This is a genomic window from Streptomyces sp. DH37 (assembly GCF_029813835.1).
Lineage (GTDB): Bacteria > Actinomycetota > Actinomycetes > Streptomycetales > Streptomycetaceae > Streptomyces.
Genome location: NZ_JARVKV010000030.1, coordinates 1 through 19,959 on the forward strand (window position 1 = coordinate 1; position 19,959 = coordinate 19,959).

The 19,959-nt window shown below is 71.5% G+C and carries 16 protein-coding genes and 3 pseudogenes; 13 read left to right on the forward strand and 6 right to left on the reverse strand.

The features are described from left to right. Positions 1–76 precede the first annotated feature (76 nt). Positions 77–3,094, forward strand: coding sequence for an amidohydrolase family protein (locus QC029_RS16660; protein ID WP_279556460.1), 3,018 nt, complete (start codon positions 77–79; stop codon positions 3,092–3,094). A gap of 77 nt (positions 3,095–3,171) precedes the next feature. Here the strand turns inward: QC029_RS16660 and QC029_RS16665 are convergent, their stop codons facing one another. Further along, entirely contained in the window at positions 3,172–3,423 is a 252-nt protein-coding gene (locus tag QC029_RS16665) for a transposase (protein WP_279556461.1), read from the reverse strand. A gap of 69 nt (positions 3,424–3,492) precedes the next feature. Here QC029_RS16665 and QC029_RS16670 point away from each other — a divergent pair. Continuing rightward, positions 3,493–4,271, forward strand: a pseudogene (locus QC029_RS16670) (transposase); the annotation flags it as partial. Here QC029_RS16670 and QC029_RS16675 read toward each other — a convergent pair. Further along, entirely contained in the window at positions 4,268–4,819 is a 552-nt protein-coding gene (locus QC029_RS16675; protein ID WP_279556518.1) for a hypothetical protein, read from the reverse strand. The pseudogene QC029_RS16670 and the gene QC029_RS16675 sit on opposite strands and share 4 nt — an antisense overlap. A 169-nt stretch (positions 4,820–4,988) precedes the next feature. Then, positions 4,989–5,354 (reverse strand): annotated as a pseudogene (locus QC029_RS16680) (hypothetical protein); the annotation flags it as partial. Positions 5,355–6,038: 684 nt separating this feature from the next. Here QC029_RS16680 and QC029_RS16685 point away from each other — a divergent pair. The 8 genes from QC029_RS16685 to QC029_RS16720 all read left to right on the forward strand — a co-directional run bounded on the left by QC029_RS16685 (position 6,039) and on the right by QC029_RS16720 (position 15,851). Continuing rightward, positions 6,039–6,827, forward strand: a complete 789-nt coding sequence (locus tag QC029_RS16685; RefSeq protein ID WP_279556462.1) for a GntR family transcriptional regulator — start codon at positions 6,039–6,041, stop codon at positions 6,825–6,827. 53 nt (positions 6,828–6,880) lie between these two features. Beyond that, positions 6,881–7,108 carry a ferredoxin family protein gene (locus QC029_RS16690; RefSeq protein WP_279556463.1) on the forward strand — a complete coding sequence of 76 codons (228 nt, stop codon included), beginning with the start codon at positions 6,881–6,883 and terminating at the stop codon, positions 7,106–7,108. 36 nt (positions 7,109–7,144) lie between these two features. Then, positions 7,145–8,488 carry an ABC transporter substrate-binding protein gene (locus QC029_RS16695; protein WP_279556464.1) on the forward strand — a complete coding sequence of 448 codons (1,344 nt, stop codon included), beginning with the start codon at positions 7,145–7,147 and terminating at the stop codon, positions 8,486–8,488. Beyond that, entirely contained in the window at positions 8,485–9,369 is an 885-nt protein-coding gene (locus QC029_RS16700; RefSeq protein WP_279556465.1) for an ABC transporter permease, read from the forward strand. Before QC029_RS16695 ends, QC029_RS16700 begins: the two co-directional genes overlap by 4 nt. Next, positions 9,353–10,120, forward strand: coding sequence for an ABC transporter ATP-binding protein (locus tag QC029_RS16705; RefSeq protein WP_279556466.1), 768 nt, complete (start codon positions 9,353–9,355; stop codon positions 10,118–10,120). The genes QC029_RS16700 and QC029_RS16705 overlap by 17 nt, the downstream gene beginning before the upstream one ends. Before the next feature lie 11 nt (positions 10,121–10,131). Further along, complete coding sequence (locus QC029_RS16710; protein WP_279556467.1) at positions 10,132–12,906, forward strand: fumarate reductase/succinate dehydrogenase flavoprotein subunit; 2,775 nt, start codon at positions 10,132–10,134, stop codon at positions 12,904–12,906. A gap of 360 nt (positions 12,907–13,266) precedes the next feature. Next, complete coding sequence (locus QC029_RS16715) at positions 13,267–14,628, forward strand: bifunctional o-acetylhomoserine/o-acetylserine sulfhydrylase (protein ID WP_279556468.1); 1,362 nt, start codon at positions 13,267–13,269, stop codon at positions 14,626–14,628. 5 nt (positions 14,629–14,633) lie between these two features. After that, entirely contained in the window at positions 14,634–15,851 is a 1,218-nt protein-coding gene (locus tag QC029_RS16720; RefSeq protein ID WP_279556469.1) for a homoserine O-acetyltransferase, read from the forward strand. A gap of 89 nt (positions 15,852–15,940) precedes the next feature. On the opposite strand, the gene QC029_RS16725 is transcribed toward QC029_RS16720, so the two are convergent. Together QC029_RS16725 and QC029_RS16730 are read right to left on the reverse strand one after the other, a co-directional pair. Further along, positions 15,941–16,642, reverse strand: coding sequence for a class I SAM-dependent methyltransferase (locus tag QC029_RS16725; protein WP_279556470.1), 702 nt, complete (start codon positions 16,640–16,642; stop codon positions 15,941–15,943). Positions 16,643–16,753: 111 nt separating this feature from the next. Then, on the reverse strand, positions 16,754–17,212 hold the full coding sequence (locus QC029_RS16730) for a hypothetical protein (protein WP_279556471.1): 459 nt from the start codon (positions 17,210–17,212) through the stop codon (positions 16,754–16,756). Between the two features lie 187 nt (positions 17,213–17,399). Between QC029_RS16730 and QC029_RS16735 the strand changes: the two genes are divergently transcribed. The 3 genes from QC029_RS16735 (at position 17,400) to QC029_RS31200 (ending at position 19,637) form a co-directional block, all read left to right on the forward strand. Then, positions 17,400–18,692, forward strand: a complete 1,293-nt coding sequence (locus QC029_RS16735; RefSeq protein WP_279556472.1) for a helix-turn-helix domain-containing protein — start codon at positions 17,400–17,402, stop codon at positions 18,690–18,692. 206 nt (positions 18,693–18,898) lie between these two features. Beyond that, positions 18,899–19,198 (forward strand): transposase, encoded by a 300-nt coding sequence (locus QC029_RS16740; RefSeq protein WP_279556473.1) that lies wholly within the window; start codon positions 18,899–18,901, stop codon positions 19,196–19,198. A 127-nt stretch (positions 19,199–19,325) separates the two neighbouring features. Continuing rightward, positions 19,326–19,637: an IS3 family transposase gene (locus tag QC029_RS31200; protein ID WP_369281318.1), complete on the forward strand. Its 312-nt coding sequence runs from the start codon at positions 19,326–19,328 to the stop codon at positions 19,635–19,637. Positions 19,638–19,643: 6 nt separating this feature from the next. Here QC029_RS31200 and QC029_RS31205 read toward each other — a convergent pair. Further along, a pseudogene (locus tag QC029_RS31205) lies at positions 19,644–19,944 on the reverse strand (3'-5' exonuclease); the annotation flags it as partial. Positions 19,945–19,959: the final 15 nt, after the last annotated feature.

Genomic DNA, 19,959 nt, shown 5'->3' on the forward strand with positions numbered 1-19,959 from the left:
GCTGACGACCGGCGTGTCCCCGGTCGTCAGCCCGACCGCGGACGCCTCTTCCACTCCCGCCACTGCGGGGGAGTGCGTGCTGGAGTACCGGGAGATGACCGGGGGGTCGATCACCGCTTCCGGCGATGGACGCGTTCTGATCGCCGAAGTGCAGGGTGTGCTGTGGCGCGTTCCCCGCGGCGGCGGTGCGGCGGTGCGGCTCACGGACTGGGAATTGGAGGCGACCTGCCCGGCGCTGTCGCCCGACGGCGAGACGGTGGCGCTGTGCGGTTACCGCAGCGGCGCCTTCGACTTGTGGATGATGCGGGCCGACGGCAGCGGGCTGCGTCGACTCACCGACGGTCCCTGGGACGACCGCGGGGTGGCCTGGTCGCCCGACGGCACCCGCTTGGTGTTCTCCTCCGAACGCGGCGGCAGCGCGGTGGACGGCGGATCCTTCGGCCTGTGGACCTTGGATGTAAGCAGCGGCCGCATGTGGGGGCTGACCGGCGGGGATTTCGAGGACCTCGATGCGACGTGGTGGCCGGACGGGCATTCGGTGGTGTGCGTCCGGGCCGCCCACACACCGGACGGCGCCAGCGACGGCGGCATGGCACTGGTCCGCGTGCCCGCCGTGGGCGGGACGGCACGGGTGGTGCGCGCAGTCTCCTCGGGTCGGCTGCTGTGCCCGTCGGTCTCTCCGTCGGGACGGATCGCCTATCTGCACCTGTCCGGTGTCAGTGGCTCGCCGTCCATGCCGGCCGCGCGGGCCGCGCTGATGGTCGATGACCAGGTCGTCACGGCGGAGGAGGACCTGGCGGCGGCGCCGCCGTGCTGGCTGGGTGAGGACCGGCTGTTGTACGTGGCCGACGGCCGTATCCGCATCCGCACCCTGAGCACGCCCTCGGTGGAGGAGGTCGCCTTCACTGCCCGTGTGCCGATCCGTCGGCCGCGCTGGCGACCCAAAGCTCGGGTCTGGAACCCGGCCCGGCCGGTTCCGGTGCGCGGCATCCACCTGCCAGCTCTGTCCCCGGACGGCCGCAGCGTGGCGTTCGTGGCGCTGAACGCGCTGTGGCTGATGGACATCGGCGGCGCACCCCGCAGGCTCGTGCAGGCCGCCGACGTCCATCACGTGCAGACGCCGGTGTGGTCCCCGGACGGGCGCAGTCTGTTGTACTGCACCGACCGAAGCGGACTGATGGCCATCCGCCGTCTGCACCTGGACGACGGGCGCGACGAACCGGTGGCAGACGGGGGCCGCCTGTATCCGTCCTTGTCCCCAGACGGTTCCCTGCTGGCCTGCCAGGACATCGCCGGAAACCTGCTGTTGCGCACACTGGCCACAGGCGCCGAGCGGTTGCTGGCACGGCCGCTGGCCGCCGACGGGCCGCCCGGCGCGCCCACTTGGTCGCCCGACGGCCGGTACGTGGCCTTCTGCGACCGCAACCGGCTCAACCACCGCTTCCGCGAGGGGTACCACCTCATTCGCGTCATCGACACCCGCACCGGCACCGAACGCCGCCACTTGCCTGCCGACCACCAGTCGCTGTCCGACCGCGCCGCCGCGGGACCCGTCTGGTCACCCGACGGCCGCTGGATGGCTCTGATCGCCGAATCCGCCCTGTGCCTATTGCCTGTCACCGCCGACGGCACTCCAACCGGCCCCGCTCGCCGCCTCACCGGCGAGCCGGCCGACCATCCCAGTTGGGCCGGCGACGCCACCACCTTGCTCTACCTCTCTTCCGGCCGTCTGCGTCTGATGACCCTCGACGCCAGTCGAATGCCGGCCCGTACACGCACGCTGCCCGTCCCGCTGACCACCCGGCGCCGACCGTCCCACCACGGCCTCGGGCCGCTGCGTATCCACGCGGGCCAGCTATGGGACGCCACCGGCAACGCACCGCGTCAGGACGTCGACATCCTCATCGAGGAGGGTCGGATCACCGCCGTCGAATCCCACCGGACGCGCCGTCCGGGCCACCGGACCCTCGACGCTTCGCAGCACACCGTCATCCCCGGCCTGTTCGACAGCCACACCCACCCCTACAGCGCCACCTACGGCGCTCGACAGCACCTGGCGGCCCTCGCCTACGGCATCACCTCGACCGCCTGCATGGGCGCACCGCTGTACGAGGCGATCCGGCTGCGCGAATCCCTCGCATCGGGCCACAGCATCGGTCCGCGCATGCTGGCTTGCGCAGAGCTCGTCGACGGCTCCCGCACCGCCTACGCCAAGGGCCGCGCCCACCGCACCCACGCCGGTCTGCGACGCACCCTCGAGCGCATCACCGCACTCGACGTCGACTTCGTCAAAACCTACGTGCGCGCTCCAGGCCGCACCATGGCGCAAGCCGCCGCAGCCGCCCACCGCCTCGGCGTGCCCTGCGGCAGTCACCTTTGCTCCCCGGGCCGGGCCGCCGGCCAGGACTTGACCACCCACCTGCAGGCCACCCAGCGCCTGGCATACGGCCACGCCACCACCCCCGCCGGTCACATCCACCACGACCTTCTGCAGCAGTACGCCGACGGCACCTTCGCCCTGATCGCCACCCCGTTCACCGCGCAGTTCCTCCTCGGGGCCGACCCCGTCTTGGCCGATGACCCCCGCGTTCTCACCCTCCTGCCGCCTTGGGACGTCGCTGCTGCTCGGGAGCGGGCGAAGACCGCCCCCACCACCGAGGAGCAGCGGGCCCTGGCCGTCGAGATCGGTAACTACCGGCAGCTCGCCGCCCATGGCGCCACCCTTGCCCTGGGCACCGACTCTCCCTTGGTCCCAGTCGGCCTGTCCCTGCACTTGGCCCTGCGCGCTCTCAACACCTACGGTTTCACCCCCTCCCAGGCCTTGCACACCGCCACCAGCACTCCCGCCCGGATCTTCGGCCTCGACACCGACCTCGGCACCGTCGAACCAGGCAAGATCGCCGACCTCGCCGTCGTCGACGGCGACCCCTTCAGCAACTTCGCCAGCCTCGTCAACATCTCCCTGGTCCTACGCGACGGCGTTCCCTACCAGCAAACCGACCTCACGACCATCCACACACCAGCCAGGGACCTGACTTCCTGGCTCGACCTCGCTCGCACCCCCCGGAACTCCTGCTGCCACTCAAGCGCCTGACACGCCACGCCCATCCATCGGGAGGAGTCGGGGCGATTCAGGCGGGTGAATCTGTGGCGACGGATGCGGGACCACGTCTACGGCCCGCTGGCCCCGGTCAGGCGGAAGGGTGCCAGGAAGCCGGCCGAGCGGGCCAGCCACCGCGGCTCGGCCGGCTCTGCCCGGCGCCCCCGGGGCCGGCTCGCACCAGCGGCCCGGACCCGGTTCCGCAGGGTCTCGGGATTGTTCCCCAGATCGGCGGCGACCTGCCGGATCGTCGCTTCGGGCCGCGACTGGTAGAGCGCGACCGCGTCCGCCTTGAACTGCGGCGGATAGTTCTTCATGACCATGGGATGTCCGTTCTCAGATCCTCAGGATCCAGTCTCCCGTGTGTCCAAGATCAGGGGTGAAGGCCCCTCGTCATCCAGACGGCCACCACCCGCCCGACCAAGCTCGGCCAACCCTTCACCCGCTGGTCGATCCGCAAACTCGCTGACTACCTGCGCCGCGCCCACGGACGCGTCATCCGCATCGGCTGCGAGGCCTTACGGTGCCTGCTCCTCCGCCGCGGCACCACGTTCCAGCACACCAAGACCTGGAAGGAGTCCCCCGATCGCGACGCCAAGCTCGACCGCATCGAGCAGGTGCTGGACCGCTTCCCGGACCGGATCTTCGCCTTCGGCGAGAGTTCGGGCCCCTGGGAATCGGGCCGACCGCAGGCTCCCGCTGGGCGGAGCAGGGCAAACCCGACCGGCTACCGGCGACCTACCGCCGCACGCACGGCGTCACCTACTTCCACGGCTGCTACTCCGTCGGCGACGGCCGGCTACGGGGTGCCAACCGCCATTGCAAGGGCACCGCCAACACCTTGGCCGCGCTGAAGTCGATCCGAGCCGCCCGGCCCGACGGCGCCCCGATCTACATCATCCTGGACAACCTCTCCGCCCACACCGGCGCAGGCATCCGCCGCTGGGCGACGAAGAACAAGGTCGAGCTGTGCTTCACCCCGACCTACGCCTCATGGGCCGACCCGATCGAGGCCCACTTCGGCCCGCTGCGGCAGTTCACCCTGGCCAACTCCCACCACCCCAACCACACAGTGCAGACCCAGGCCCTGCACCGCTACCTCCGCTGGCGCAACGCCAACACCCGCCACCCCGACGTACTCGCTGCCCAGCGCAGGGAACGCGCCCGCTAGACGGTCAGGCGCTGTTCCCACCGGCCGACCGGCTCGGTGGCGCCCTTCGGCGGGGTGGCGGCCGCGACGTACTCCCACACCGGCCTGCGGGCACTGCCCGGGTCCGACCACCGGGTCGGGGCGAGCCTCAGGCCCAGGCCGGGTCCAGCACCGCATCGTCCGGCACGGTGGCGGCCTCGAGGCGGGCTGCTTCGGCGGCGGCTTCCTTGCGGGCAACGTCGTCGGCGTAGCAGGTGCCGCACACGGACACGTCCCCGGCCTTCCAGGCCGTCCGGTGCGCGGTGGTCTCCTCCCAGCGCTGATCGGTGAACTTTTGCCCACACCGCTTGCACACCGGCCGCCGCGCCAGCGCCGTACCCCGTCAGCTGCTCCAGAGTGGTGAAGACGACCGGCACGGCCTGACTGTGGTCCCTCGCCGTGATCGCCTCGCGGTAGTAGGTCTCGTACCGGCGCGGCGCCCAGTAGCGACGGCCGGCTTCCTCGAGGACCTTCACCGTGTTGTCGACCTTCGCCTCGGTGGTATCGGCGAACACGAACGCGAGGGGCACCAGACCCTCCCCGGCCGGTCTGCGGATAGACCCGCCGCCACAGCCGCTTCTCATGGCCGACATCCTCGATCGCGCCCGGCTGGGAGCGGACCGGGTCCACGGTGAGCCTGTCCGCGTCCGGTGCCAGCAGCCGGCCCCACTCCCAGTACCGCCAGTTGCCTGAGACGTTGGACTCGACGGTCCAGGAGCGGAAGCGACGTGTGGCGTCGAGGACCCAGGTCTGCCGCTGGCCGCCCAGCACCTGCTGCCGTACCAGGTCGTTGGCGTAGTAGCTGAGCGTGCCTTCGCCTGGGACGGTGGTGGCCCGGCCGAACGCGTCGTAACCGTAGCCGCTGGTCGTACGCCTGTCCGCGGTGTCGTAAGTGCTGTTGACAGTGGTACCGCAGGTCGTCGGGCAATCGGCTCCGGGAGATCCGGCCGCAGTGGTGACGGAAGTGCGGTCGGAGTGCTTGTCCCGGGTGTACGAGTGGCGTGTGCAGACGCTGTCCGCGGTTTCCTCCACGGTCACCAGCCGTCCTACCGCGTCGTAGCGGTAGGCGCGGTTGGTGTTCTGGTCCGTGCCGCCGGCCCGCTCCTCCCGTACCGCCTCGATGAGCACTGGCAGGATCTGGTCGGCGCCGTGCTCGGTGGTGCCGATGACGACGGTCTCGGGGCCTGGGCCGTCCTCGCCCGGCAGCTCTACTGCCCTGCCCTCTGCCACCCGCGGGATCCGGCTCGCCACCGCCCCGGAAGGACGGACCGAGGCGAGGGCCGGCATGCGGGTCCCAGACACGGCGGCAGCCGGAGTCACCCCGGAGTCCCTGCGTTTCCGCGGAGAGTGGGGCCTCCTGCCCGCGCCGCCGCGCACGGGCACCGGCCGATGACGGTACGGCCGGACGCGAACGCCCGGGTCTGTGTCGTCCGTGAGCTGCTCGGCCTCGGCTTCATCGTCGCGGACCTGCGCGGCGTCGCCGCCCCGGATCCGGCTCCCGGTCGAGGATCCGGGGCGGTGCCGCGCGAACGCCGACGCCGAGATCAACCGCCTGGGGCCTGCCGCGCGCCCGGCTGGCGTGGCAGGCCCGGGCGGGCACAGGTCCTTCCCGTGGGGTGCCGGCGGACCCTGGCGGATCTTCCCTCCCGCCTGCCGAAAGCCCAGGTCGGCGACGTGTCCGGCGGTGCGTCAGGTGGCGCAACACTTTGTTAACACCACTATTCCTACCGGGAAGGTATGGTTTCGAGCATGCCACCCACCGACCTCGTCCGAGACCACGCCGGCCAGGGCGCGCCCACCGTCGCCGCCCAGCGCACACGGCGCCGGCTGCGCGCAGACCGGGCACGCCAGCTCGCCGACCTGCTGCGCCGCCAGCTCCTCACCGGGGGCTTTCCGGCCGGTGCCCTGCCGCACGAATCGATCCTCGCCACCGAGTACCGGGCCTCGCGCAACACCGTCCGCCAGGCCCTGGACCTCCTGCGCGCCGAGGGCCTGGTGGAACGCCTCCCCGGCGTCGGCACGGTGGTCGTCGCCCAGAAGTACCCCCATGGGCTCGACCGGCTGATGGGCCTCGCGGAGACCCTGCACGAACACGGCCGCGTCACCAACGAGATCCGCGCCATGGGCCCGGTCCCGGCCCCCGCCCCGGTCGCCGGGCGCCTCCGCGTCCCTCCCGGCGCCGACGTCCTCCACATCGAACGCCTGCGCCGCCTGAACGGCCTTCCCCTGTCGCTGGACCTCACCTACCTCCCCCTGGACATCGGCACGGCCCTGCTCGGCTGCGACCTGGAGAACACCGACGTCTTCCGCCTCCTGGAGTCCCTCACCGGTCGGCGCCTGGGGCATGCCGACATCACGCTGGAGGCGGTCAACGCGGATGCCCATTCCGCCGCCGTGCTTCAGGCCCCGCGCGGTGCGGCAGTCCTGATGCTGGAACGCCTCACGCACCTCGCCGACGGCCGCCCCGTCGACCTGGAGTTCATCCGCTTCCGCGGCGACCGCATCACGATGGGCGGCCTGCTGCACCGCTCCCTCTGACACCGCCCTCTTTCGACAGCAAGACCTACAGCGCGACATTCCCGGAGACAGCCATGCCCTTGGTGCCCCAGCGGGCCGACGTGCCCGTGACCATCGACGAGTCGAAGTGCATCGACGGCTGCACGCTCTGCGTGGACATGTGCCCGCTGGACTCCCTCGCCATCGACGCCGACAACGGCAAGGCGTACATGCACGTCGACGAGTGCTGGTACTGCGGTCCGTGCGCGGCCCGCTGCCCCACCGGAGCCGTCACGGTCAACATGCCCTATTTGCTCCGCTGATCTTTTTGACCTGTTCCGGTGAGAGGCCGAACCATCATGAAACGCACGGCAGTCGCAGTATCTTCGGTCGTCCTTCTGCTCCCGCTCAGCGCCTGCGGCGGTGACGCCGAGGCCGGCAACGGCTCCACGGTCACCGTCACCGTCGGCTACCAGTCCAAGACCATCAACACAGTCACGGCCGGCACTCTGCTCCGCTCCCTCGGTTACTTCGAGAAGCAGCTGAACTCGCTCGGCGACGGTGTCACCTACCGGGTCGTCTGGCAGGACTACGCCACCGGCGCCCCCATCACCGCCCAGATGACCGCCGGGAAGATCGACATCGGTTCGATGGGCGACTTTCCGCTGCTCATCAACGCGGCCCGCGGCAAGCAGCTGAACCACCCCACCCGCCTGGTCTCGGTCACCGGCTACAACCTGCGCGGTGGTCTCAACACCATCGTCACGGCCCCCGGCTCCGAGCTCACCTCCCTGAAGGACCTCAAGGGCAGGAGGATCTCCACGAGCGTCGGCTCCGCCGCCGACGGCACGCTCGTGCGGGCCCTCCAGCGCGCCGGCATCGACCCGAACGACGATGTCGAGAAGCTCAACCAGCAGCCCGCCGTGGGTGCGTCGGCCCTGGCCGCAGGCAGCGCTGACGCGCTGTCGCAATTCGTCGCCTGGCCCGGCCTGCTCACCTATCAGGGCAAGGCGAAGGCCCTGTACGACGGTGCGCAGCTGAACCTGCCCACCTTCCACGGGGTCGCCGCCCGCGAGGACTTCGCCAAGAGCCGGACGGCCGCCCTGGAAGCGTTCCTCAAGGCCCAGGCCCAGGCCACCGACTACCTCAACGCCCACCCCGTCGCCGCCGCCGAGAAGGTCGCCGAGGCCACCGGCCTGCCCGCCGAGGTCGTGTACCTCTACAACGGCGCCCACGGCATCTCCACCTTCGACCCGGCGGTCAAGCCGCAGCTCGTCTCCGCGCTGAAGCAGGACGTGGCGGTCCTGAAGGCGGCGAAGCTGACCGGCGACGTGGATGTGGACTCCTTCGTCGACGACCAGTACGTGAAGAAGGCGCTCGGGGCGTCGTACGCGAAGCGGCTCTCGGCCACGCCGCCCGCCACCGCGGGCGAGGCATGGCCGAAGGGTGCCCAGGAGACCAGGACCTTCAAGTCCCCGGCGGGGCTTCTGTCCTACGTGGCCGCCCGCCCCGATGGCGTCCGCGCCGCCTACGTCCCCGACGCCACCACCGGCACCCTCTGGTTCGCCGACAAGGCGGTGTGGGTGGCCGACGGCGAGAAGCTGCTGCCGTTCGTCGCTCCGGCGACCGCGCAGGCGTACGCCGACGGACATGACGGGGCCCGGGTCATCACGTATGCCGACGCCCTGGAGCGTGCCTCGTGAGCCGGACCGCACCACGAGCCGCCCGGTACGCGCTGCGGGTGGCCGCCCTCGCCGCTGCTCTCGGCGTGTGGCAGCTCCTGACCAGCCTGGACGTCGGCCTGTGGCTGCGTTTCTCGCAGTTCCCCACGGTCGCCGACGTCGCCCACGCCTTCGCCGACCGGCTGAGGGGGGCCGACTACTGGACGGACCTCACCGACAGCCTGATCCGCATCCTCTCCGGCTTCCTGCTGGCGGCGGTGATGGGGGTGGCAGGGGGTGTGGTCGTGGCGCGCTCCCGACTGGCCGAGGACCTGCTGGGTCCCCTGCTGGAGGTGGTCCGCCCGATTCCGGCGATCGCGCTGGTCCCCGTCGCGATCCTCCTGTTCCCCTCCAACGAGCAGGGCATCGTCTTCATCACCTTCACCGCCGCCTTCTTCCCGGTCCTGGTCTCCACCCGGCACGCCGTCCGTGCGCTGACGCCCGTATGGGAGGAGGCCGTGCTGACGATGGGCGGCGGCCGGTGGCGCATCCTCGGCTCGGTCGTCCTGCCGGGCGCCCTGCCCGGCGTCTTCGGCGGCCTGTCGGTCGGCATCGGCGTCTCGTGGATCTGCGTGATCTCCGCCGAGATGATCTCCGGCCAGTACGGCGTCGGCTACCGCACCTGGCAGGACTACACGGTCGTCGACTACTCCGGCGTCTTCGTCGGCATGATCACGATCGGCGTGCTCGGCTGGCTCACCTCCACGGCCGTGGAACTCCTGGGCCGCCGCCTGACCCGCTGGTTGCCGCGCACGTCGTACATCCCTGGCGCACGCGTCCCGCGGCGCACGCGCGGAGCCCTCACGCCCACACCGGTCGGTCCCGGGCCCAAGGAGGGCGTCCCTCATGACCAGTTCGTCTGACGTCCGTCCACCGTCCCGCACCGGCACCCGCCTCGCCCTGCGCGGCGCCGCTCTCGGACGCCCCGGCGCGCCCGTGCTGGAAAGGGTCGACCTTGATGTGGCGCCCGGGGAGATCCTGACCGTCGTCGGCTCCTCCGGCTGTGGCAAGTCGACCCTCCTGCGGACCCTGGCCGGCCTTCTGCCCCTGCTCTCCGGGGAGATCACGCAGGACGGACGTTCCCTGACCGCCCCGTCCGCCGAACGCGCCCTCGTCTTCCAGGAGGACGCCCTGCTGCCATGGCGCACCCTGCGCGCGAATGTCGAACTGCCGCTGGCCATCGCGGGGTTGCCGCGCGCCGAACGCCTTGTCCAGGCCGAGGCGTGGCTCGGCCGGGTCGGACTCGCCGAGCACGCCCGGCGCTGGCCGCACCGCGTCTCCGGTGGCCAACGCCAGCGAGCGCAGCTGGCCCGCGCCCTGGCCGCCGACCCCCGTGCCGTGCTGATGGACGAGCCGTTCGGCGCCCTCGACGCCCAGACCCGCGCCGGCATGCAGGACCTGCTGGTGGAGGTGCTGCGCGGCACGGGCGCCACCGTCGTCTTCGTCACCCACGACGTGGACGAGGCCCTCTTCCTCGGCGACCGCGTGGCCCTGCTGGGCGCGGGCCGCCTCATCGCCGTACGGGAGGTACCGCGCCCGCGCGAGCGCGCCGCCCACGGCGATCCGGCGCGTATCGCCCTGCGGCGCGAAGTCCTCACGTCACTCGGTTCTTGAAAGGCACCCTGGTGGACACTCCCCTGCAGATCCCGGACCTCGCCGACGCGGACGAGCTCACCTGCGGCGTCCTCGTCATCGGCGGCGGCACCGCCGGCACCATGGCGGCCCTGACCGCGGCCGAGCACGGCGCGGACGTCCTGCTGCTGGAGAAGGCGCACGTACGCCACTCCGGCGCGCTGGCCATGGGCATGGACGGCGTCAACAACGCGGTCATCCCCGGCCGCGCCGAGCCCGACGACTACGTCGCCGAGATCACCCGCGCCAACGACGGGATCGTCGACCAGTCCACCGTCCACCAGACCGCCACCCGCGGTTTCAACATGGTCCAGCGGCTGGAATCCTACGGCGTGAAGTTCGAGAAGGACGAGCACGGCGAATACGCGGTCCGCCAGGTGCACCGTTCCGGTTCCTACGTGCTGCCGATGCCGGAGGGCAAGGACGTCAAGAAGGTCCTGTACCGACAGTTGCGGCGGCGCGAGATGCGCGAGCGCATCCGGATCGAGAACCGGGTGATGCCGGTGCGTGTGCTCACGGCCGAGGGGCGTGCCGTGGGCGCGGTGGGCTTCCACACCCGCACCGGCGCCTTCGTCACCGTCCGCGCGGGCGCGGTGATCCTGGCGACCGGCGCCTGCGGCCGTCTCGGCCTGCCCGCCTCCGGCTACCTGTACGGCACCTACGAGAACCCCACCAACGCGGGCGACGGCTATGCCATGGCGTATCACGCAGGCGCCGAGCTCACCGGCATCGAGTGCTTCCAGATCAACCCGCTCATCAAGGACTACAACGGTCCGGCCTGCGCCTACGTCGCCAACCCCTTCGGCGGCTACCAGGTCAACCGGCACGGCGAACGCTTCGTCGACTCCGACTACTGGTCGGGCCAGATGATGGCCGAGTTCGCGGCCGAGGTGGCCGGTGACCGGGGCCCGGTGTACCTGAAGTTGAGCCACCTGCCGGAAGAGTCGGTCTCGGCCCTGGAGTCGATCCTGCACTCGACGGAGCGCCCGACCCGTGGCACCTTCCACGCGGGCCGGGGCCACGACTACCGCACCCATGACGTGGAGATGCACATCTCCGAGATCGGCCTGTGCGGCGGCCACTCGGCCTCGGGGGTACGGGTCGACGACCACGCCCGTACGACCGTCCCCCGCCTGTACGCCGCCGGCGACCTGGCCTGTGTCCCGCACAACTACATGATCGGCGCGTTCGTCTTCGGAGACCTGGCGGGCGCGGACGCGTCCCAGTACACGCCGTACGCAGGGGGGTTGCCCTCCCACCAGCTCCAGGAGGCGCACGAGCTGATCTACCGCCCGCTGCGCAACCCCGACGGCCCGCCGCAGCCCCAGGTCGAGTACAAGCTGCGCCGCTTCGTGAACGACTACGTGGCCCCGCCGAAATCCGGCGCACGGCTGTCGCTGGCCCTGGAGGCGTTCGAGCGGATGCGCGCCGACATCGCCGCGATGGGCGCCCGCACCCCGCACGAGCTGATGCGCTGCGCGGAGGTGAGCTTCATCCGCGACTGCGCCGAGATGGCCGCCCGCGCCTCCCTGGCCCGCACGGAGTCCCGCTGGGGCCTCTACCACGACCGTCTCGACCACCCCCACCGTGACGACGCGTCCTGGTTCCACCACCTCGATCTGCGCAAGTCCTCCACCGGTGCGATGGAGTTCACGGCGCGTCCCGTGGCTCCCTACCGGGTTCCGGTCGACGGCTTCACCGCGGTCGGCGGGCCCTCCCGCCGTCTCGGCGAGGTCCGCCCGGAACAGGTGGCGACCGCGGGGGCACGGGAAGCGGCGCCGGTGGCGCTACGGCAGGAGCCCGCCCCGACCGGTACAACCGCCCGCCCCGGTACCGACACGGACACGCCGGCCACACCGCGCCTGCTCGAACTCCTCTCCCTCGCGGAGGACGAGCCCCGGCTCCGCGCCCTCACCCCCTACCTGACCGACCCCGAACCCACCGTTCGCCGAACGGCCGTCACCGTGCTGACGGAGACGTTGCCGCCGGGCACCGGGCCGGCACTGGCCGCCACGCTCGCCGACCCCGACGCCGGTGTCCGCGCTGCCGCGGCCGCCTCACTGCGCGAACTGGTCGAGACGCTGGCCCCTGAACCAGCCCTGCGCGACGGCCTCGTCGCCGCCCTGTCCGAGCCCGACCCCGTCGCCCGTGCCGCCGCACTCGACGTCCTGCGGGTCCTGCGCCTCGGTGACACCGGGCTGTTCACGGGCTCCCTGTCGGACGCGGACATCGCCGTGCGCATCGCGGCCGTGCGAGCACTCGTGTCGGTCGACGCCGCCGGGGAGCTGGCCCGCGCGGCGACCGCCGACCCGTCCCGCGAGGTCCGCGTCGCCATCGCCAAGGCCCTGGCCGCCGTGACCGCGGGACAGCCCGACGGCATCACGCCGGCCGGCGCCGGACCCGACGTGGTCCTTTCGGCCCTCGCCGGGCTCATCGACGACCCCGACGCCCTGGTGCGTGCGGCCGCCTACGAAGCACTCGGCACGACCGGCTGCCCGGCGCCCCTGGCCGCACGCGCGGAGGCGGCCCTGTCCGACCCGGCCTGGCAGGTGCGGGCCGGCGCCGGCGCCGCCCTCTCCCTCGCGGCTCCCAGCCTCGCCGTACCCGCCCTCGCCAAGGCCCTCGCCGACCCCAACGCCGACGTCCGCAAGGCCGCCGTGGCGGCGCTGACCCGGCACCGTGCCACCGAGGACGCCCGAGCGGCCCTGGCCACGGCGACGTCGGACCCGGACGCGGACGTCAGAGCCTATGCGGCCCGGGCACTGTGACCGCGTGCGACCGCGCCCGGCGCAGGGCACGGCCCGGCCACAGCGCACACGGCGACGTCGGTCCGCTCTGCGTCCTGACGGGTGGGACACCTGAATTGAGCTGGTGCGCGCATGCCCCTGTGTGGTCACCTGGCTCCATGACCGTGCTCGTGACCCGCCGCCACGTCGACTACGTGCGTGTCACCACCACGGGCTGTTCCGCCGTGAGCTGACTCCGTCCTCCGGCGTTCGACCAGCCTTTTCTCACCGTATCGCGCGCTGAGCGCTGCCTTCTTCCGGGCGCGTGCTCTCAGCCTGCGGTTCCTTCGCCTTCCCCTTCTGCGCACTCCGTGCACCGCCGTACCCGTACAAGGGAGAACCATGAGCCAGCCCATCGACTCCGTCACCGCCGGTCACACCCCCGACGGCGAGCCCGCCGGGCCCGCCACCTCGGCTTGGTCCTTCGAGACCAAGCAGGTCCATGCCGGTGCCGCGCCCGACCCGGCGACCGGGGCGCGGGCGACGCCGATCTACCAGACGACGTCGTTCGTGTTCCGCGACACCCGGCATGCCGCCGACCTGTTCTCCCTGGCCGAGCCCGGCAACATCTACACCCGCATCCACAACCCCACCCAGGACGTCTTCGAGCAGCGGATCGCCGCGCTGGAGGGCGGGGTCGCGGCGGTGGCGCTGTCCTCCGGTCAGGCGGCGGAAACCCTGGCGATCCTGACGCTGGCGAGCTCGGGTGACCACATCGTCTCCAGCACCTCGCTGTACGGCGGCACGTACAACCTGTTCCGGCACACGCTGCCGAAGCTGGGCATCGGGGTGTCCTTCGTGGACGACCCGGACGACGCCGAGGCCTGGCGGGCGGCGATCCGGCCGAACACCAAAGCGCTGTTCGCGGAGACGCTGGGCAACCCCCGCGGCAACGTCCTGGACGTGCGGGCGGTCGCGGACGTCGCCCACGAGGCGGGCGTGCCGCTGATCGTGGACAACACCGTGCCGACTCCCTATCTGCTGCGGCCGATCGAGCACGGCGCGGACATCGTCGTGCACTCGGCGACCAAGTTCCTGGGAGGTCACGGCACGGCCATCGCGGGGGTCGTCGTCGACGGCGGCACCTTCGATTTCGGGGCGCACGCGGACCGGTTCCCCGACTTCACCGAGCCCGACCCGAGCTACCACGGCCTGCAGTACTGGCCGGCGCTCGGCCCGGGCGCGTACGCCATCAAGCTGCGGGTGCAGCTGCTGCGCGACCTCGGTCCGGCTCTCTCCCCGCACTCCGCCTTCCTGCTCCTGCAGGGTGTGGAGACGCTCAGCCTGCGCATCGAGCGGCACTCCGCGAACGCGCTGGCGCTCGCCGAGTGGCTGGAGCAGCGCGACGAGGTCGCCGCCGTCCACTACCCGGGCCTTGCCTCCAGCCGCTGGTACGAGGCCGGGCGGAAGTACCTCCCGCGCGGCGCGGGCGCGATCGTCTCCTTCGAGCTGCGGGACGGCATCGAGGCCGGCAAGCGGTTCGTGGACGCCGTCGAGCTGTTCAGCCATCTCGCCAACATCGGCGACGTACGCAGTCTCATCATCCACCCGGCCTCCACCACCCACAGCCAGCTCGACGAGGAGCAGCTGGCGGCCACCGGCGCCTCGCCCGGCCTGGTGCGCCTCTCGGTCGGCATCGAGAACCTCGCCGATCTCAAGGCTGATCTGGAGGCCGGGTTCCGCGCGGCGAAGGGCGCGTCCTGAACACCGTGCCGACGCCGTCCCAGGTTCTCCTCCCGCCGGCTTCCGGGGCCTGGCGGGAGGGGGATCCGCCCGGGCGCCGCCAGTGGCACGAGCGGGAGAAGCCGCTCGCTCTGGAGGCGGGTGGCGAACTGCCCGGTGTGCGTCTGGCGTTCGAGACCTGGGGACAGCTCGCGCCGGACCGGTCCAATGCGGTGCTGGTGCTGCACGCCCTCACCGGTGACGGCCATGTGGCCGGTCCCGCCGAGCCCGGTCACCCCACCCCCGGCTGGTGGGACGGCCTCGTCGGCCCCGGGCGGGCGCTCGACACGGACCGCTGGTTCGTCGTGGCGCCGAACGTGCTCGGTGGCTGCCAGGGCAGTACCGGGCCGTCCTCTTCGGGCCCGTCCGGTCGGCGCTGGGGCGGCGACTTCCCCTTCCTGACACAGCGTGACCAGGTCGCGGCCGAGGTCGGCTTGGCCGATGTGCTGGGCATTGACCGCTGGGCCCTGGTGGTCGGCGGTTCCATGGGCGGGATGCGAGCCCTGGAATGGGCGGTGTCGCATCCCGAGCGGACGGACGCGCTCCTGCTGCTCGCCACGACGGCCGCGGCGAGCGCCGAGCAGATCGCCTGGACCAACGCCCAGCTGCACGCCATCCGCTCCGACCCGCACTGGCACGGCGGTCACTACCACGACACCGGCCGGGGCCCGCACGCCGGACTCGGCCTGGCCCGGCGGATCGCCCATGTCACGTATCGCAGCGAGCCGGAACTCCAGGTCCGCTTCGGCCGTTCGCCCCAGGGCACGGAGGACCCCTGGAGCGGCGGCCGGTACCGGGTCGAGTCCTACCTCGACCATCACGCGGCCAAGTTGGTGCACCGTTTCGACGCGGGCAGTTACGTCGTGCTGTCCGAGGCCATGAACAGCCACGACATCGGCCGCGGGCGCGGCGGGGTGCGAGCCGCCCTGAGCCGAGTGACCGCCCGGACGCTCGTGGCCGGAGTCGGCTCCGACCGTCTCTATCCGCCGTCCCAGCAAGCGGAGCTGGCGGCGGGCATCGCCACGGCGGATCACCTGCGGCTCATCGAATCCCCCTGCGGTCACGACGGTTTCCTGATCGAGGTGGAGCAGGTCGCCGCGCTCGTGGGCGAGCTCGTGCGCAGGGATCCCCTCCCGTCGGCACGGGATTCAGGACATCACCGCCCGCTTTCAGACGGTTCTTCGGCCACCGGCAGGCACCCATAAGGGCTTGCAGAGAATCAACCTGTGGGTTTTGGGGTCTGACCTCGCGGGTCAGCCCGCCACTCGCCCGCATGTTGTTCTTCGGCAAGTCCTTAGGATGGGTGGTATGCGCTCACCAACAGCGTGTTGGCGGCGTGCGGCCCGCTAGTGGTGGCAGGCAGCACGTCGATGGTGATGTTGGTGAATCCGGCCTCGTCGAGCAACTTGGTCCACACATGCTCCTGGAGGACCCAGCGGCGCATCGTGGTGGCTTCGCCGTCCGGTGTCTTTGCCGGGATGCCGGCAGCCACCGCATCGGGTTCGGCAGGTATCCCGCTCAGATAGTGGGCGAGGGTTGCGAAGACCAGCCGTCCGCCCGGCTTGAGGGAGGCTGCCGCCGCGGGCAGCAACTCGTGTGGGTCGGTGAAGTCCAGGGCGCCGAAGACGCTGTACAGCACGTCGTATGTACCGGTCATCGCCTGCAGGTGGGGTACCGCGTCGGACTGCACGATGCGCAGACGGGGCGCGAGGTGGGCGTAGAGGTCGGTTGCCATGGCGTGCTGGGCGGGCGAGGCGTCGATGGCAATGACCCGGGCCGGCTGATGGTGAACCACTAGGTGTGCTGCGTGCCGGGCTGGGCCGGCGCCGAGATCGCCCACACAGCGGCCGGTCAGGTCACCGAGGACCTCCGGACCGGGGCCGGCGTTCTGGCCCCAGTTCCAGTGGAAGGTGCCGGGAACCGCGCGGTCACTGGTGGCACGGGCGCGGCCGTAGTGGTGCCAGAGGTCTGCGGTGCTGGTGGTCACCTGGACCATCCTGGCGGGCCGCAATCGGGCCGCGGGGCGGTTCGCCGAAATCTCACCCGGGCGTGTCCCCGTGCCCCGGCCCTATGGCCGGGGCACGGGGAGCCCGCATCTGCGGGGCGGTCAGTGCGAGTCGTTGCCGGGGTGGCACGGGCCGCAGGTGGCGGCGTCCGTCCACAGCTGCAGGTCGACCTCCCAGCCGTCGGCGGCGACGATGTGGGCCGTCTTGATCACGGAGCCGTCGTTCTTCATGTCCACCTCGGGCACGTGGTGCAGGAACTGTCCGCCGTTGAACTTCTCGCACAGCTCGGCATACGCGACGGTGTCCAGGATGATCGTGTGGACGCCGATGTCGACGAGCTTGCTGGGCGCCAGGCCCAGCCCCTCGCCCCGGTGGTTCATCGCGGTCAGCAGGTAGGCGTAGCCCTGGCCGAGGACCCGGGCGGCCATGACCGAGTCGTAGGGGTGGTCCCGCATGAGGAGCCCGACCTGCTTGTCCCACAGGTCGGTCGGCACGAGGTGGCGTGCGCAGCGGACCGGGGCGGCGGCTGGAGGGGATGCGACGACGGTGGTGGCTGCCATGGTGTGCCTCCGATGGACGGTGCCCCGCGGTTCGGGGCGGTGCACCCAGCACACCGCGCCCACCGGCCGGGCGGTGATCAACTCCCCATCTGCGCAAGGCGCTTGCACATCGTGCAAGGAGGCCTCGACGCGCCCGACCAGTACCCGTAGCGTGGAGGCCCCCGTCTGTGCGGTGTGGGAGGGACGCGTGCCCGTTGACCCGCTCTGGAACAGCACGACAGCATTGCGGTTAGCCGCGCAGCGGCGCCCCGGCGCACTCATCCGGATCGGACGCCAGCACCATTGCTGGACGCTGGCTGTGCTCGCAGATCGGATCGGCTGCTCGCCCGCAACCGTCTCCCGTTTGGAGCGCCGCACCCGGATCGCCGACCTGGCCCTGGTACACCGTGCCGCACAGGAAGTCGGCGTGCCTCGGCACATCCTCATGACATCCCTCGCGCCACTGCCCGCTACAGCAACGGCGGCCACTAGAGTGACGGCCAGTCAGCGTGACGCCGAGGAGGATCCCATGCGACGCCGTATGCTGCTCACCGCCACGGCGGCCGCAGGCCCCGCCGCCCTGCTGATGGGCTTGGACGACGCCCTGGCCGACACCCCGGCCCCGCCTGGCGCCGGGCCGCTGGACAGTCGCCTGGCCAGCGCCCGCGCACTGTACGACCAAGGCGCGCATGCACGACTCCTGGCCGCCTTGCCCGACCTTGTCGCCGACGCGCACCACGGCGCCACTTCTGGCCGCAGTCTCGACCAGGCCCGGTTGTCAGCCGTCTACAGCCTCGCCTCCGCCGTGCTGATCAAGCTCGGCTCCTACGACCGCGCCCGGCTCACCGCCGACCGCGCCCGTACCTGGGCCGAGATCTCCGGCTCCCCGCTCGCAGCCGCGGCCGCAGCACGAGAACTGGCCATCGTGCTGCGCCACCAAGACCAGCACGGTGCCGCTCAGCGTCTGATGTCCTCGGCGGCCGGCGATCTTGAGGCGAGCGGGCTGCGCACCGACGCCACGGCGGCCGCCTACGCGCAGATGCTCTGCACCCTGGCCTACACGACCGCCCGGGCCGGGCAGCGCACCGAGGCCCTGGCGATGGCACAGGAGGCCCGCCGTGCCGCCCGCTCCCTACCCCAGGCCGCTCCGCCTGGCTGGCTGTTCGCCATCAGTCCGGCCGCCGTTGACCTGTACACGGTCGGCGTGCACTGGGCACTCGGCGACGCCGGCGCCGCACTCGACGCCGGAAAGAACCTGCGGCCCGACCAGTTCCCGACCGCCGAACGCAAAGCCCGCTTGGGCACCGACATGGCGCGCGCCTGGTGGGCCTGGCACCGGCCCGAACAGACCGCTCGCGCACTATTGGACGCCTACCGGGCCAGTCCCGGCGAGGTCCGCGACCGGCCCGCGATCCGTAACATCATCACGGAGCTCGCCGAGCGGCACCCGCGCACCAGCGGCGTACGCGAGCTGCACACCGCGGTGACACGGACCATCTGATGCCCCCGCGGCGGCGTGGACACGCAGCCCCCACGAACGCCACCGGCAGCAAGCTCTTGATATAGCTGGCTGTGTCCTCGCGGTGTGAAGCGGGTGGAGACAAGCCTTGCGCGGGCTGCGCAGCCGGTAGTGGGCTTGATCCGCTTTGACGGACATCAGAGATGAGGGGCTTGGGTCCCGGAAAGATGATGTCCGTCATGGAGAGCATGAGGAAGAAGCCTCGCTCTCGCCGCTCGTTCACGCCGGAGTTCAAGGCCGAGATGGTCGAGCTGTGCCGACGGGGTGGCCGCTCGGTCGGTCTGGTCGCCAAGGACTTCGGCCTGACCGAAACCGCGGTGCGGGACTGGGTCAGGCAGGCTGAGGTCGACGCCGGTGAGCGGAACGGCCTGACGACCGGCAGCGAACGCGAGGAACTGGCCGCACTGCGTCGGGAGAACCGCAGGCTGCGGGAGGACGTGGAGATCCTCAAGCGGGTCACGGCTTTCTTCGCGAAGGAGACCCGGTGACGGTGCATCCGTTCATCAAGGCGGAGAAACCCGCAGGTCACAACGTCAAGCGTGCGTATGAACTGCTCAAGGTCTCCCGAGTCGCCTTCTATGCCCGCGCCGCACTGGCGCCCCGGGCTCCCGCGCAGTGCGGGGCGCTGAGCTGGCGCAGCGGATCCCGGCCGTGTACGCGCAGTCCTGCGGAACCTACGGGGCCCCGCGCGTCCATGCCGTTCTCCAGCGCGAGGGCCCCGACTGCGGACGCCGCAGGGTGGCCCGGCTCATGCGCCTGGCCGGACTCGGCGTGGATCCGCGCGGCCCTGTCTGCAGCCGACGGTCATCGCGGAGGCCGATCGGACGACGAGCGCCCCGAGCCGGCCTGCCAGGAGGCCGAAGCGGATTACACAAAGCGGCTCGGTCTGGAGGCCCCCGGCTGTACCGTCGGGGCCCGAGGCCATAGGGCTGCTCAGAGCAGCAGGTACGGGCTCGGCTCGTCGTGCCAGCTGATGCGGAGGGTATCGCGGGCGCGGGCCGCGGCCATGAGGAGCAGCGAGCGCGCCCGGAGTTCTTCGCGGGCACAGCGCTGGGGGTCGGTGGCGCGGTAGCGCTCGATGACCTCCGTGCGGGGGATGACGCCGTCGTGCTCCGACGATGGCCAGCTTCTGGTACTCGAGACCCTTGAAGCGGTGCATCGTGCCGACGTGCACCTCGCCGTCTCCCTTGGGTCCGTCCTTGGTGAGTTCGGCGGCGCTGGCCCCGGAGCGGGTGGAGCTGCTGTCCGC

What these genes read in the sequence shown, in the direction of transcription:
- QC029_RS16690 (WP_279556463.1), top strand. Translation starts at nt 6,881, where the DNA reads ATGCCCTTGGTGCCCCAGCGGGCCGACGTGCCCGTGACCATCGACGAG.
- QC029_RS16730 (WP_279556471.1), bottom strand. Translation starts at nt 17,212, where the DNA reads ATGGCAGCCACCACCGTCGTCGCATCCCCTCCAGCCGCCGCCCCGGTC.
- QC029_RS16665 (WP_279556461.1), bottom strand. Translation starts at nt 3,423, where the DNA reads ATGGTCATGAAGAACTATCCGCCGCAGTTCAAGGCGGACGCGGTCGCG.
- QC029_RS16705 (WP_279556466.1), top strand. Translation starts at nt 9,353, where the DNA reads ATGACCAGTTCGTCTGACGTCCGTCCACCGTCCCGCACCGGCACCCGC.
- QC029_RS16685 (WP_279556462.1), top strand. Translation starts at nt 6,039, where the DNA reads ATGCCACCCACCGACCTCGTCCGAGACCACGCCGGCCAGGGCGCGCCC.
- QC029_RS16740 (WP_279556473.1), top strand. Translation starts at nt 18,899, where the DNA reads ATGAGGAAGAAGCCTCGCTCTCGCCGCTCGTTCACGCCGGAGTTCAAG.
- QC029_RS16695 (WP_279556464.1), top strand. Translation starts at nt 7,145, where the DNA reads ATGAAACGCACGGCAGTCGCAGTATCTTCGGTCGTCCTTCTGCTCCCG.
- QC029_RS16715 (WP_279556468.1), top strand. Translation starts at nt 13,267, where the DNA reads ATGAGCCAGCCCATCGACTCCGTCACCGCCGGTCACACCCCCGACGGC.
- QC029_RS16725 (WP_279556470.1), bottom strand. Translation starts at nt 16,642, where the DNA reads ATGGTCCAGGTGACCACCAGCACCGCAGACCTCTGGCACCACTACGGC.